General features: G+C 54.3%; 10 protein-coding genes and 2 pseudogenes. 7 read left to right on the top strand and 5 right to left on the bottom strand.

Translation table 11 applies throughout. The annotated features are described in order from the left end of the window. Positions 1 to 20: 20 nt before the first annotated feature. Both JMJ16_RS22765 and JMJ16_RS22760 read left to right on the top strand, forming a co-directional pair. Positions 21 to 857: a hypothetical protein gene (locus JMJ16_RS22765; RefSeq protein WP_201385260.1), complete on the top strand. Its 837-nt coding sequence runs from the start codon at positions 21 to 23 to the stop codon at positions 855 to 857. A gap of 276 nt (positions 858 to 1,133) precedes the next feature. Beyond that, the gene (locus JMJ16_RS22760) at positions 1,134 to 2,357 is read left to right on the top strand and encodes a glycosyltransferase (RefSeq protein WP_201385258.1); all 1,224 of its coding nucleotides are present in this window, start codon (positions 1,134 to 1,136) and stop codon (positions 2,355 to 2,357) included. A 127-nt stretch (positions 2,358 to 2,484) separates the two neighbouring features. Here the strand turns inward: JMJ16_RS22760 and JMJ16_RS22755 are convergent, their stop codons facing one another. After that, positions 2,485 to 4,356, bottom strand: a complete 1,872-nt coding sequence (locus tag JMJ16_RS22755) for a protease pro-enzyme activation domain-containing protein (protein WP_201385256.1) — start codon at positions 4,354 to 4,356, stop codon at positions 2,485 to 2,487. 942 nt (positions 4,357 to 5,298) lie between these two features. On the opposite strand from JMJ16_RS22755, the gene JMJ16_RS22750 reads away from it, so the two are divergent. Beyond that, a complete protein-coding gene (locus tag JMJ16_RS22750) occupies positions 5,299 to 5,580 on the top strand; it encodes a hypothetical protein (protein WP_007910963.1) in 282 nt (93 codons plus the stop codon). Between the two features lie 120 nt (positions 5,581 to 5,700). On the opposite strand, the gene JMJ16_RS22745 is transcribed toward JMJ16_RS22750, so the two are convergent. Beyond that, on the bottom strand, positions 5,701 to 6,117 hold the full coding sequence (locus tag JMJ16_RS22745) for a hypothetical protein (RefSeq protein WP_201385254.1): 417 nt from the start codon (positions 6,115 to 6,117) through the stop codon (positions 5,701 to 5,703). Positions 6,118 to 6,479: 362 nt separating this feature from the next. On the opposite strand from JMJ16_RS22745, the gene JMJ16_RS22740 reads away from it, so the two are divergent. From JMJ16_RS22740 to lepA, 4 genes and pseudogenes are all read left to right on the top strand, one after another. Continuing rightward, positions 6,480 to 7,454: a PP2C family serine/threonine-protein phosphatase gene (locus JMJ16_RS22740; RefSeq protein WP_201385252.1), complete on the top strand. Its 975-nt coding sequence runs from the start codon at positions 6,480 to 6,482 to the stop codon at positions 7,452 to 7,454. 385 nt (positions 7,455 to 7,839) lie between these two features. Beyond that, on the top strand, positions 7,840 to 8,880 hold the full coding sequence (gene mnmA / locus JMJ16_RS22735) for a tRNA 2-thiouridine(34) synthase MnmA (RefSeq protein ID WP_201385249.1): 1,041 nt from the start codon (positions 7,840 to 7,842) through the stop codon (positions 8,878 to 8,880). Between the two features lie 41 nt (positions 8,881 to 8,921). Continuing rightward, a pseudogene (locus JMJ16_RS57215) lies at positions 8,922 to 9,014 on the top strand (aminomethyltransferase beta-barrel domain-containing protein); the annotation flags it as partial. Continuing rightward, a complete protein-coding gene (gene lepA, locus JMJ16_RS22725; protein WP_201385248.1) occupies positions 9,011 to 10,822 on the top strand; it encodes a translation elongation factor 4 in 1,812 nt (603 codons plus the stop codon). The pseudogene JMJ16_RS57215 and the gene lepA, both read left to right, overlap by 4 nt. Positions 10,823 to 10,880: 58 nt before the next feature. On the opposite strand, the gene JMJ16_RS22720 is transcribed toward lepA, so the two are convergent. From JMJ16_RS22720 to JMJ16_RS22710, 3 genes and pseudogenes are all read right to left on the bottom strand, one after another. Continuing rightward, on the bottom strand, positions 10,881 to 11,939 hold the full coding sequence (locus JMJ16_RS22720; protein WP_374229081.1) for a methylenetetrahydrofolate reductase: 1,059 nt from the start codon (positions 11,937 to 11,939) through the stop codon (positions 10,881 to 10,883). A gap of 48 nt (positions 11,940 to 11,987) precedes the next feature. Next, positions 11,988 to 12,742, bottom strand: a pseudogene (locus JMJ16_RS22715) (homocysteine S-methyltransferase family protein); the annotation flags it as partial. Between the two features lie 1,040 nt (positions 12,743 to 13,782). Continuing rightward, the gene (locus tag JMJ16_RS22710) at positions 13,783 to 14,436 is read right to left on the bottom strand and encodes an SRPBCC family protein (protein ID WP_201385245.1); all 654 of its coding nucleotides are present in this window, start codon (positions 14,434 to 14,436) and stop codon (positions 13,783 to 13,785) included. Positions 14,437 to 14,603: the final 167 nt, after the last annotated feature.

Raw genomic sequence — 14,603 nt, 5'->3', positions numbered from 1 at the left:
ACCTGGAAGGGAAGCATAGCATGTTTGATCCGCGTGATCCCTATGAACGCTATTACTGGCATTATGAGTCTCGTCGCCCACTTTCGATGGCGCAGATTATTGCGCTGGGGAGCGTTGACGCAAAGACCGCCGCACTGATCTGGCTTTTGCTCGAAAATGGTTCTTCCTTGACGGTTGCTGGCCCGACCGATCCCCAGCCAGGTGTTGGGAAGACAACGACGCTTAATGCCCTGCTCCAGTTCTTGCCCGAGGGGACTTCTCTGGCGTATATGGCGGGCATGTATGAAAATTTTGCCTTTACTAATATTCCAGATATTGATCCTAAGACCACATATGCGCTTTGCAACGAGGTGAGTGATCACCTACCTATTTATATGTGGGGGCGCGTGGCGCGTCGCTATCTGACCCTGCCCGCGAAGGGGTATCATATCGCGACCAGCGTGCATGCCGATACTATTGATGATGTCATGCGTATGTATCAGCGTACCTTGCGGGTTGGCCCAGAGGATACGCGTCGCCTGGGTCTGGTGGTGAATATTGGCCTGGTGGGGCGGCTCTATCCCCCGCGTCGCCGCTGGTTTAGCACGCATTTTATTCAGCCAAATATTGATCCCGCGAAGCCGGAGGCGGTTGAGCCACTGCCGCTCTCCCTCTGGAATCAGGTGGATGATACATTCCTGTATGCAGACCAGGCGATTCTGGACGACCTGGCGAGCTGGATAGGAATTTCGAGCCAGCAGTTTGCTACTGAAGTGACGCGACGGACCGAGTTCCTCGAAGAGACCTCTCAGGGGTCGGGCCTCGACCAGGAGGAGATGTTTGAGGTCGTAGCCCAGTTTCGCGAGCAGCAGCCCTAGGGAGGCACGATGCTGCTGAAGCACGCGTCTACATATCATGATATGGGAGTACGCATCTCCAAATGATCCATGATATGTAGACGCGTACTTTAGTAGCATCGTCATACGTGAAATAGAAGCAGCCCTGCAATTGTTCATAGTAATAAGTAGTCAAAAATCAAGAAAGGAAGGTGTGCCTGATGTCTCACTCCTATGTGGCCCTGGCTGGTGAAGGACGCTGGCCACGCATCTGCAATCAACACTAGCACCAATTGAAGAAAGAGGAGCCTCTCTAACATGTCATATTCTGTTGCCATGCTCAGCGTCCACACGTCTCCGCTCGATGCTCCAGGACGTACCAAGGATGCTGGTGGTATGAATGTTTATATTCGTGCTCTCGCTCATGCGCTCTCGCAGCGCGGTATCCAGGTTGACATCTTTACCCGTAAAACTGATCCATCTACCCCCCAGGTTGTGCACCTTGATAGCCAGGTGCGTGTGATTCATATTCCCGCAGGTCCTCAAGCTCCCACACATAAGAATGAGCTGTACCAGTACCTCCCTACCTTTGTGCGCAACATAGATGAGTTTCGAGCCGAAGAGCAGGGTGAGTACGACTTGGTGCATAGCCACTACTGGCTCTCTGGCGTTGCCGGACTCGCGCTGTCTGAACTCTGGCAGGTCCCCCATGTGACCATGTTCCATACGTTGGCGCGCCTCAAACAGATGGCGCATCCTGATGAGCCAGAACCTCCTCTACGCTTGGAGATGGAGCAGCAATTAATCCAGCAGGTGGATCGAATTATCGCCGCGACTGGTGATGAACGCTCCCAGATTCTGCGCTTCTGCGGCGCGGCCTCGCGCAGTGTGCGTGTGATTCCCTGTGGCGTAGATATCGAGCTCTTTCAGCCATATGATCAGCGCCAGGCACGCGCTCAACTGGGCTTTTCAAATCAGCAGCCACTGCTGCTCTTTGCCGGGCGGCTGGACCCGTTTAAGGGACCCGATGTGCTGTTACGCGCCGCCGCCATGATGCAGGAAGAGGCGCAGATCGTGATTGTGGGTGGTTGTTCAGAGCAGGATGAGGATGTGCGTAAGCTACGTGAACTGGCAGCCCAACTGGGAATTGCCGAGCGCACCCACTTCCTGGAGGCGCAGCCCCAGGGGCGGATGCCCTTGTTCTATAGTGCCGCCGATGTCACCGTTGTTCCCTCCTATCACGAAAGCTTTGGCTTTGCCGCCGTGGAGTCGCTGGCCTGTGGTACGCCTGTGGTCGCGACGCGTGCGGGCGGATTGATGACTGTGGTGCGCCATGATGAGACCGGCTTCCTGGTGCCGCGCGCCCCTGGTTTCTTCGCCGAGCGCCTGGATGCGTTACTGCGTGAACCTGCGTTGCGTGAGTGTATAGCACAGGCCACGCGCAACTCTGTGTTACGCTTTAGCTGGGACAGCGTGGCGGAACAGGTGCAGCATCTCTACGAGGCCCTCCTGGATGAGGCCAGTTGCTTGATCGCGCAATAAATTGTGTGAGAGGCAGGTAGGTGAAGGTGGGTATGGGACGACGCAACAAAAACACGCATCTACCTATCATGGGACGGACGATATCGTCCGTCCCATGATAGGTAGATGCGTGTTTTTGTTGCGTCGATTAGCTCTCCATGCTCAGGATGGCCGCGAAATTGGGGGAACCCCAGCCGGTGGTGTAGTCCCAGCCTTTGGTGGCGGGATAGAACAGGTTATCGCCCTGGGTAATGTCGGTATAGGGCTGGTTGCTGCCTGCCTTGTTAGCCAGGCGATAGAACTCGGGGATGCCACCAAGTGGGCGCTTTCCACTCTGGCGGAGCCCTTGATCGACCAGGGCTGTGCCAGCGGCGGCGATGGGAGCTGCCGCGCTGGTGCCACCGCTACGCACCCAGATGCTATCATAATAGATGCAGATATTGGGATATGCCGCCGCGGCGATATCAGGAACCTGGCGTAAGCCGTTGGGGGCCTGAAGCGTCTGAGGTGGCAGGGTGCGTACAAAGACGCCCTGAGTCGTGCCATCATAGGACGTGGTCACGCCATCCCCAGCCTGCCAGCTCGGGCGCGTAAACGCGGAGTTCTGACTCACGCCGCCGCCTGACCCCCAGGAGTTCTGGCAGACGGACGTGCCATCATCGCCACCCCAGACGGTTTCGCTGGAGCGCTGGAGATCATTACCAACCTGTAAGTAGGTGCCACCGACAGAGATGGCGTAGGGAGCGCTGCTGGGAAAGGAGACCTCCGCGATCTGGGGAAAGCGTGCACGCAGGCTGTACGCGCCACAATCGCCGCTACTTATAAAGACCGAGATGCCCTCGGCGGCGAGATTGCGCAGACTGTTATTGATCGCGATCTGATCACTAGTGCTAAACATCTCCTCGCCCAGCCCATAGCTGACGCTTAGCACCTGGACTTTATGATCACTGGCTACGCGATTAAAGACATCGAGCATGCCCTGTGCAAATGAGGTGACCTGCGAGATAGGGTTATTGGTGTCCTGTAACTGCGTCTGATAGACCAGAATACTGGCTTTGGGTGCCAGCCCGGCGATCAGCTCGATATCCATTGTGGCTTCGCCCTCGCCCGTGCCGGGAGCAAGAGGTGTGCCCACATTGATATTCTGGATTGAAGGCATGCTCTGCCCTGTGCAGGCGATATAATTCTGCACATCATTGATGTCATATGGATCGCCAAACTCGGCGATGCCAATCGTGGCCCCCTGGCCTTGCAGACCTTTCTTGTATAGTTGATCAACCTGGTAGGCTGACGCGAGTTTTTGCTGGGTGAGAGTTTGCTTCGCGCCATATTTGGTGCAATTGCTCTCCTGGCCCAGTTGTTGTATATGCGTGTTCTGACGTGGCGGTTTGATGTCGGGAAGTGCGAGATTATTCAGGCCTGCAATGGTCTGGATATAGGGTTCAATGGAACTGGGAAGGTGCGGATCTTTGTTCTGCATGTAGAATTGTTGATCCAGAAGAGAGAAGGCGTAGAGTTGGGTTCCCAGAGAGGCCTGAATGGTCTGGACCGTGGCCTGAGCCTTGATAGAGCTATGTAAGGGATCGGTGCTGATCTGGGTGTAGCCCTGTTGCGTTAGCCAGGCCTGGATCTGTTTGGTCTGGGCATCTGGCATCGCGAAGCGCTGGACTAACTGCTCGGGCGTCAGAAACTGGTGGAAGCTTGCCGAGCCAGGTGTATAGAGTTGAGTGACGAAGGCATTCAGCGCATTATCGTCAAAGGCCAGGTTAAAGGTCAGCGTCAGCTGGTTCCCTGGCGACAAGGGCGAACCAAGAAGCGCGGCTTGCGCCTCTAGCGGTTGATTGGCTAGAGGACCGGGCTTGCGCGTGGGGGCCTTGCGTGGCGCACCACCCGGACTGGCATTGGTAGCGCTGGTGTTGCCTCCATTATTATCAGAGGTACAGGCGCTCAACAAGGCGCTCAGTAAGACTGTCATCAGGAGTAGGAGCGCGGAAAGGGACGCTCGGTTACGTGTGGCCACATCTACCTCCAAGTAGTAGCGATAAAGGCAAGTTGTACTAGCAAGAAGTGTACGCAACCTTGATGAGAGGCGCTATGAGAGGAGCCATACATTGAATGTGAAATAGCTAACTTTATGTGCACCTAATTTTGGCTAAGCTAGCGTCATGTACACTGACCCTGGGTAAGCTAATGCCACATACACTGATCCTGGGTAAGCTAGCGCCATATACACTTATTCCGGGTAAGGAGTGGTGGTGCAGGCTGTCAGCACGCACCACCACTCCTTACCCAGGCGCGAGGAGCCACGACCGAAAGTTGCGCATCGGTTTCGCTAACAGTGATCTTACTGATACGTAAACGCTATGGATGCGGTTATTTTCGGTGTGAGGATATGTGAGGCCGGGGAAGATGTATGAGTGCATGGGAAAATGTAGAAGGGTAGACTTTCAACTTTCTCTATGGTATAATCATTTCATCACGAGACACTATTGATCAGGCATCCATGCCGAGAAGCAATGTTCTGCTTCTCAGGCGTTTACACTCGAGAGTACGAGTGGGAGGCTACATGCTTATGGGTTCAGTCTCAACAAATTCGCCACACTATCAGCTGAAATATACGCTGCTGGCGTCTGACGAGACGAACACCGATGCATAGCAACACGCACTAGGGACATTTCGCCCTGGTGTTTTTTTTATACCTTGAAAACTGGATAGTCGCTCTTACGTGGACGGGTACATCCCTACATTGCTCCTTTGGCATTTTGAGCCCTGGCTCGGAGGACCGCTTCTGCTTCGATCCTGAGCGGTATTTGTCCTGCAAAGAAAGGAGGCCGCATCTCTTTTTTGAGCGTTCGGCACTGTACTTCGTTGAATACAAGGGTGTAGGAGACGTAAGCAGGCCTAAGTGATAAACGGTATGTGGTACGGTAGTGGTTTTTAGAATTCAAGGAGAGTGCAGACCATGAACTCGAGCATGATCAATAAAATCGCCAAAGCCAAACGTTACGCAGAGGAGCCGGAGCGCATTCAGTTTACCCGTTTTGAAGCCAATTTCCACGGCGAAAATGACGTTCATACCACCACTTTTGATAATGGGACGTGGGATTGCACGTGCCGCTTCTTCCATGATTGGGGTGATTGCTGTCACACTATGGCGATGCAGCGCGTGCTGGGCGTGACTATTCCCGCCGCCTATCGTCACGGTGTCCCCTCAGGCCTGGGCACAAGCCCGCTGGTGCACTAGCAGCCCTTTCATAACCTTTTTCTCTTTGGCGAAAGACACTGACCGTATTTCATGTCTCTAAGGATAGGACGGTCAGTGCCTTTCTTTTTTTATTGCTTGGCTGGTTATTTTTAGAGCAGACTAGAGCACACTGCCATAGGCAAAGTAAAGCACAATAATTACCACGAAGAGCAGGGTGGCAAGGATGCCAATGGTAATCAGGTCGCGTTTCACATACGCAAAATGCTCAACCGTAATCAACTGGGGGGCCGCGCGCTGGCTTCTATTTTTGGCCTGGCGACGTGCTGCCAGCCGTGCGCGTGCACTTCCCTGCTCGGGAGCGACCGCTACCGGGGTGCTTGCCTTTTCCTCGACAACGCTGGAAGCGACGTTCTCGATTTCAGGTTCGGAAGTGACGATCTCTTCTTCTTCTACCTCGAGGAGAGGGCTCTCCTCTTCGCGCTCCTCAACGGCGGGCTGGACCAGTTCAAAGCCCTTGGTGCGGGTCGCTTTGGAGCGCTGAGCACTTCTGCGCGCTGTTGCTGACTTCTTAGCCATGATTGTACTCTGCCTTTCATTCGGTCAAAATGGTGTAAAGATGCTCTTCTGCTCAACAGCGTTGTGTAGAAGATCTGATAGAAGAATAGCAATGATAATGGCGTTCTTCGATGCACGTTGCTGGCATTGGTGCCATTATACACGAATCCAGGATATCAGTCGAGTAGGTATGTAGAGTGAGGTGTATCAGTTCGCCACCTGATACACCTTACCCTTCCCTTCTTGCTCTTTGCTGGTCGCTCTGGTTATAATTGCTAGTAAATGTTTATTTGTGGCCTGGTCTATTACTCTATCTTTTTATGCGGAAACTAACAGCGCTCCGCGCTCAAGTTTCCTCTTAGGCAATAAGGAATCTAAAAGCTATGTTAAAAAACGCGCAAAAACCTGCGTCCCTTTCTCGTCGAGTTCATTCTCCTGTCTCTGTGACTCCAACTCTCGCGCCGCGTTCGCGCAAGACTCCCCCACCCCTGACCTTTGCCCGGTATTCGCTCGCGAAGGCGACACGCCCAGATCAAAATGAGGATCGTATCCTGTCCCTGCCCCGGACGAGCTTAGGCGCTGTCTTTGATGGAGTGGGTGGCGAAGATGGGTATATTGGTTCACTTGTGGCCTCGCAAACAGTTCGTTCTCACTGGAAAAAAGTACTGTCCGCACGCCAGGTCTCAACCAACGATGAAGAGAGTGACGCTTCAAACATCGATCTGCTTTTGCTTTTAGAGTATGTTATCTTACAAGCCCATCATCGGCTCTGCGCGGAGAGCACGCGCCGCACAAAAGAAGATGGTACGCCCCTGCGCCCTTGCACCACGATTGCCCTGGCTGCCCTTGACTATCAACCCAGTAGCTCCGAGTGTCGTTTGCTCTGCGCGCACGTGGGCGATAGTCGCATCTACCTGCTCAAGGCCAACGGCGATTTTCATCGGTTGACCGATGATGATGGCTTCTTCTCGCTGTTAGTAGCACGTGAGATGCTGACGCTTGAAGATGCCTGGCGTATTGACCAGGCGAGTGACGCCTCGCAACTGAGCCAGTTAGAGCGCGCCTACTTTGAGCGCCGTAACGGTATCACGCAAGCGCTGGGCGACCAGGTTGAACCTGTCGTCCACCTGGCTGAACTGGCGTTTGAGCCAGGTGATCGCGCCTTGCTCTGTACAGATGGCGTTCATGATAACCTGACCGATATCGAGATCGCTGCTATCATGCGCTCGTCTGCGCGTACAACCGCCGCGAAGAAACTGGTGCAGCGCGCGCTTGAGTTCTCCCTCCAGGAGCACCAGGGTGTGCTTCGCGCCAAACAAGACGACATTAGCGCCCTGGTCATCAGCCGAAATTATTAGCATGCGCTTTGCCACTATGTATCATCGACAGGCAAAGGGAATTCATCCAGTCACTCTATGTGTTTCTTCTTCCTCGCGCCGCGAGCCGAGGCAAGGTTTGAAAGAGAATTGGATGGCCTTGCGCTGGCCTTGCGGTTTGACAACTTGTCTCTACTATGCTACCCTAGATGTTGGCAGTAAAGGTCTGAAGAGGCGTATACTCGTCTGAGGGACTGGAACTGAGGGATTGAAATCAAGAACAGGCAATGCCTGCTCAGAATCATAGGCTAGCCCCCCATCTGGCTAGTCTTTTTGCTATTATCGGTCGTATCTCGTTCCACTCTCTACGCTTGCTGCGACCGCGGTCGTCATGTTAGTCAACTACAACTAGGCAGGGTATTATATTATGGCTCGGATAGTCGTCGCTATGAGCGGCGGCGTAGATAGCTCGGTCGCCGCTGCATTGCTGAAAGAACAAGGACATGAAGTCATCGGTATGATGCTGCGCCTCTGGTCAGAGCCAGGGGTGATTGAGGCAGAGGACGATGGCGTTGAGCGCGTAGTACAGAACAAGTGTTGTTCGCTGGAGTCAGTGGATGACGCGCGTCGCGTCGCGCGTATGCTGGATATTCCTTTTTACCTGGTGAATGTCGAGCAGGAATTTAAAGAGCGCATTGTTGACTCCTTTTATGAAGATTATGTTGCTGGTCGGACGCCCAACCCGTGCCTGACTTGTAACCGGCATATTCGTTTCACAGTATTGCTCAATAAGGCCCTGGCGTTGGAGGCCGACTATCTGGCGACGGGTCACTATGTGCGCGTGGACGATCATCCCCAGACGGGGAGGCGCCGCCTGCGCCGTGGCCTCGATCCCGACAAGGATCAGTCCTATGTGTTGCATGTGCTCAACCAGCACCAGCTTGGTCACGCCTGCTTCCCCCTGGGAGGCTATACCAAGCCCCAGGTGCGGGCCATGGCGGCTGAGCGTGGCATGAACGTGGCGACCAAGGCTGAGAGCCAGGAGATCTGCTTTGTGGCGCAGAATGACTATCGCGGTTTTATTGATCGCTATGCGGCAAGCAAGCAGGAAGATGATGCCTTGATGCCCGCTGGTGTAACCGCTACCGTCACGGCTGCGCAGCCACTGATCACGATACCACGTCCGGGCCCCATCTATGATCAGCAGGGGAAGCTCCTGGGACGCCATCGCGGCTTGGCTTACTATACTATCGGTCAGCGCAAGGGACTGGGCTTGACGTCACCTGCTCCATTGCATGTGCTCAAGCTGGACGCTGACCAGAACGCGCTGATTGTAGGTCCTGCCACCGCTCTGGATCAGCAGGAGTTTACCATCGGCAAGATGCATTACACCACTGGCGACGTGCCTACAGCTCCTTTTGAGGCCCTGGTACGCGTACGCTATAAGGCCCCGAACAACCCGCGTTAGTCACGCCTCTTGAAGGGCAACGGGCGCGAGTACAACTTGTACACCCACAGCGCGCAATCACTCCAGGCCAGGCCGCCGTGCTTTACGGAGGCGAGGATGGTGATGAGGTCTTGGGTGGAGGGATTATCGAATGACCGATCAAGCACATATTCGCAATTTTTGTATTATTGCGCATATCGATCATGGCAAGTCCACGCTTGCTGATCGCCTACTAGAGTTTACAGGCACCGTGACCAAGCGCGAGTTGATGGCGCAGACGCTCGACCAAATGGAGCTGGAGCGCGAGAAGGGCATTACGATTAAGGCTCAGGCCGTGCGTATGCGCTATACTTCTCAGCAGGATGGTGAGGAGTACGAGCTGAACCTGATCGACACGCCTGGACACGTTGACTTCGCTTACGAGGTTTCGCGTAGCCTGGCAGCTTGTGAAGGCGCCCTGCTCGTGATTGACGCAACTCAGGGTATCGAGGCCCAAACGCTGGCGAACCTCTACCTCGCGTTAGAGGCCGACCTGGCCATTATCCCCGTGATCAATAAGATCGACCTCCCCAGCGCGGAGCCTGAGAAGGTGATGCAAGAGGTCGAGGACGTCATTGGCCTGCCCAAGGAAGAGTGCATTCTGGCCTCGGCCAAAGAGGGCATCGGGACGCAGGATATCCTGGAGGCGGTCATTAAGCATGTGCCGCGCCCCAAGGGTGATCCCGAAGCCCCATTGCGCGCCCTGGTTTTTGACTCGCATTATGATGCCTATAAAGGGGTGATCGCCTATGTACGCGTCGTAGACGGGGCGCTGCATACCGACGAGCGCGTGACGATGATGGCGACTGGCAGTAACACCGATATCCTTGAAGCTGGCTACTTTCATCCACGCCTGACCTCCGCAGGCGAGCTGACCACGGGCGAGGTTGGATATATCGCGACCGGCTTTAAAAAGGTGACAGATTGTCGCGTGGGCGACACGGTCATTTTTCCAGCCTACGCGGGCAAGGTCGAGGCGCTGGCGGGTTACCAACCAGCCAAATCCATGGTCTTCGCGGGTATCTATCCCGTTGAAGGCAATGACTACCCCTTACTGCGTGAGGCCCTGGATCGCTTGAAAATCAATGACGCGGCGCTCCAGTATGAGCCTGAGACCTCAAGCGCGCTGGGCTTTGGCTTCCGCTGTGGCTTCCTGGGCCTGCTGCATATGGAGATCATTCAGGAGCGCCTGGAGCGTGAGTATAACCTGGATATTCTGGCGACCGCTCCGAGCGTAGCCTACCGCGTCACGAAGACGGGCGGTGAGGTCATCGAGGTCGACAATCCATCCGATATGCCCTCGTTTGGCGATATCGAGCAGATCGAAGAACCCTGGATGGATGTCTCTATTTTTACACCCTCGCGCTATATCGGCACTATTATGGATCTGGTCAATAACAAGCGCGGTGTGTATAAAGAGCTTAAGTATATTGAGGCCGAGCGCGTGCTCCTGACCTATAGCCTGCCCCTGGCCGAGCTGATCATCGACTTTTATGACCAGCTTAAGTCACGCACGCAGGGCTATGCCTCGCTAGATTATGCCTATGCCGACTACCAGCCGTCGGACTTGATCAAGCTGGATATCCTGGTCAATGCTGTCGCTGTGGATGCGCTCTCGCTCATTTTGCATCGCGAGAAGGCGTACTATCAAGGGCGAGCACTGGTCGAGAAGTTGCGCAGCCTGATTCCACGTCAGATGTTCGAGGTTCCCATTCAGGCAGCCATCGGCTCGCGCGTCGTCGCGCGCGAGACGGTCAAAGCCATGCGTAAGGACGTGCTGGCGAAATGTTATGGTGGTGACATTTCGCGTAAGCGCAAACTGCTGGAGAAGCAGAAAGAGGGCAAGCGTCGCATGAAGATGGTGGGAAGCGTAGAGATTCCGCAGGAGGCCTTCATGGCGGTCCTCTCTCTGGGCGAGGAATAACGCAGAAGACAGCAAAAGGCCCCACAGATGTGCCTGTGGGGCCTTTTGCTGTCTTCTTTTAAGAGGAAATGGCACTTTCGCTGCCGCGATCCACGGTCTGCTGGCGAATATAGGGGAGAAGCTCGCCCACAAGATCGTAGCGGTCCAGGGGCATGATGTAGGTACCCTGGATATAAGGCAAGATGGCATCGAAGAGCTCTTTAATAATCTCCAATCCCGTATCGCAGGCCTGGTCGCCCGCCAGGCGCAGGCGCTCACGGACAGCCTCGGGAATGACGATGCCGGGTACCTCGTTATGGAACTTCTCGGCCTGCTGGTAGGAGTGAAGCGGTTGCAGGCCAACCAGGATGGGAATGGTGAGCGGACCATACTCCTGCTTGTAGCGCTCAAAGTAGCTGATGAGCGTCTCGGGATCATAGACGGGCTGGGTCATGATAAACTGTGCGCCTGCCTCGATCTTGCGGTGTAAGCGCTCCAGGTCGAGCGCGATATCGGTTGCGGGAGGGGTGGCCGCGCAGCCTATACAGAAGGAGCCGGGCGTTCCTAGCTTGCGTCCGCGCCCATCAAGGCCTTGATTGAGATTATTCAAGATGGCAATCAGACCAATGCTATCGACATCCCAGATGCCCGTGGCGTTGGGAAAATCGCCGTGGGTGGGAGGATCACCGGTCACAGCCAGGACATTGCGAATATCGGTGGCGTGGGCGCCAATCAGATCGCTCTGGACCGCCATCAGATTGCGGTCGCGCGGTGTAAAATGCACAATGGTTTCCACGCCAACCTGCTGCTGAATCAGGCGGGCTGCGGCGACGTTACTCATACGTACACGGGCCATGGCGTTATCGGTAATATTGATGGTATCCACGCCAATGTCGCGCAGGTACTCAGCATTTTGCAGGAAGCGCGTAAACTTGACGCTGCGTGGGGGACGCATCTCGGCGCTCACCACGAAGTGTCCTGTGGCGAGGCGTTGTGAGAGGTAGGTGCTGTGCGTCTGGGTGCCGCTGGAGCTTTCTGGATCGCGTTCAAAGATCGTCTCAAGGCGAGGCTGGCGTTTGGGGACTGTAACCTCGCGTGTCCCCAACTCGGGAGCGTATTCGGCCAGGACTTTACGCATGGCGGCAATATGCTGAGGTGTCGTGCCACAACAGCCTCCGATCAGGCTCACCCCGATTTCAAGGAAGCGACGCGCGTAGTCAGCGAAGTAGTCAGGCGAGGCTCCGTAAATGAAGCGATTGCCCACGCGTTTGGGCAGGCCCGCGTTGGGCTGGGCCGCCAGGAGAAAGTGCTCTGGGCCCCCGTGCTCATGCCCTCGATGACGCTAAAGGTACCAGCGGGTCCCAGGGCACAGTTGACGCCCACGACATCGGCCCCCAGTCCCTGCATCGTCTGTGCCACCAGGAGCGGCTCCTCACCGCTTGAGACCGTATTTTCTTCATCGAAGGACATCAGGGCCACGATGGGCAGATCTGTCATGCCGCGAATGGCTGAGAGCGCCTCGCGCATCTCCTCCAGGTTGGTGATGGTCTCAATGATCAAGAGATCGACGCCCGATTCTAGCAGGGCCGCCGCCTGCTCTTGAAAGGCGCTGTGAGCTTCTTCTGGCGTAATATCTCCCAAGGGAGCCAGGTGGCTGCCAAGAGGGCCAATATTGCCAGCGAGAAAGATGGGTTGCTCACTCAGTTCACGTGCCTCACGTGCGATCTTGGCGCCAGCCCGGTTGATGGCATGAACCTGCTCTTCGAGTCCATGCTCGCGCAGGCGAAAGCGGTTCGCGCCAAAGGTATTGGTCTCGATGATTTCGGCCCCCGCGGCCACATATTCCAGGTGAATGGTTTTAATCAGCTCGGGAGAGGTGAGGTTGAGTTGCTCGAAGCATCGCTCATAGGAGATACCTCGGGCATAGAGCTGGGTTCCCATTCCACCATCGCAGAGAATAGGACCTTGCACCAATCGTTCTATGAAGGGACTTGTTCTTCGCATACTATACTCTCTCTTATGCCCGTGTCGCTGGCTGGATTATTCAGGTTAAAAGGTGATCAAGCTGCATGCTAACCAGTCGAGTATATCACCAAAAAGCGTACGCAGTCCAGCCATAAGGCTTAGAGAGAGTGATAGCGTTGGAGTGTGGGCATTCCCCCACGCTCCAACGCTATCACTCTCTCTAAGGCATAAAAAAGCGCTGGTAGCCGAGACAGTTCTCACATGTTTCAATCGGCTACCAGCGTGTTTTGTCTTATTCTACACAACTCCTGTGCTTCTTCAACCTTTTTCCTGATTCCACGTAGGCCAAGAATTATTGGCTTTCCAGGCTTGTGTTCCTGTTGGTCCCCACCAGATGTACGGCTGTAGTAGCCGATAGACTTCATTATCTCGTGTGAACGAGTTGTTTTCTTCAAGTGGTGTGAGACTCAGGACGATGCATCGAGCCCGCCTCTACGGGCACTACCTGTCAATTTGATACACCATCCCTAGCACGCGAATTGGTTTCTTCAATGGAAGAGTCATAAGCCCTCCTTCCGGATTACTTATGCAAGGCCTATAGCCAAGTGCCAGAGTATCTTTCCTCTCTGGAAGCGTTCCTAATCGAATCATTTGGAACACTTTGATATTAACATATACAATTTGGAATGTCAATACCTAAAGCGTAAATTTTTTCAAGATTCTAGAGAATTCGGGCTCAGCAATATTGTATTTGTGTATTGTGTGTTGCAGCATAATGCTGCTCTTGCCTGGTATAAAGAGTCATGGTAGGCGCCAGGAACGTGAGAAATTGGCCCGGGAGGGAGAAGCGTTGAGGTCATTTGTGGGGTACCCGCATGCCTGGATCTGGCAAAAAAGGAGCCATGACACATCTATCTATTTAAGATTTAAGGTTGAGTTTTTATAGAATAGCATCTCTACTAAAAGCGGCGACCCTTGCAAGGGTCGCCGCTTTTAGTAGAGATGCTATTCTTCAGCTATATATGTTCGGGGGGAATATCGCCTCTGCGCTGAAGCGGTGGGGTATCGGCGGTTGAGGACATGCCAGTGATATCACGGTCCAGAACGGGTTCACGGCTGCTCAGATTCGGCTCATCGGTCATGGTCTGGTTCTGTTTGCCGGTGGTTTTTCCTTGCGAGGCCGCGCTCTCTTCATGGAAGAGGTAGCTTGACGAATTGGGATCAAGCGAGCCTGGAGGAGCCTGTTCCACCATCTGAGCAAAGTGGTTGAGATCGTGCTGGAGTTTCTGCTCAAAGCGACCCCCAACGCCAAGCTTCTCACCAACATCGCCTACAACACCGGCGGGTGGGTTATAGTTGATGAAAACATCGACTTTCGTCTGGTTCGTGCTGGTTGGCTCAAAGGTCACCTTGCCAAAGTTGTCGAGACCCTGGGTCGAGTGCCAGCCGATCTGCCTGTCCTCAATCCAATTTTCATTCTTCGCGTCCCACTCGTGATTACCCGCCACATCGGCGACCCAGTGACTATTCTGTTTGTCGTGATAGGTAACCTCTTTCACAAAGCTCATAAACTTAGGAAAGTCGTTAAAGTGGGAGAATAAGGAGTAAACCTGGTGTACAGGTGCATCTACTGTTACTGAAGCATGATGCTCTGCATATGTTTTCGTCATAAGAATTGAAACCTCCTGATATGTCAGTTACAATTACAGTAACAACTCTGCTTGGTAAATCAAACCTACCCTCTTCCCATTCGCCACTACCCTCTTCCCATTTCTGGGTAGATATTCCCTATGTATATGTACACTTGCCAGATAGCTGTTTTGTTACAAGCTCTCCC

The organism is Ktedonobacter sp. SOSP1-52 (assembly GCF_016587395.1).
This window is presented reverse-complemented; position numbering and strand designations above follow the sequence as displayed.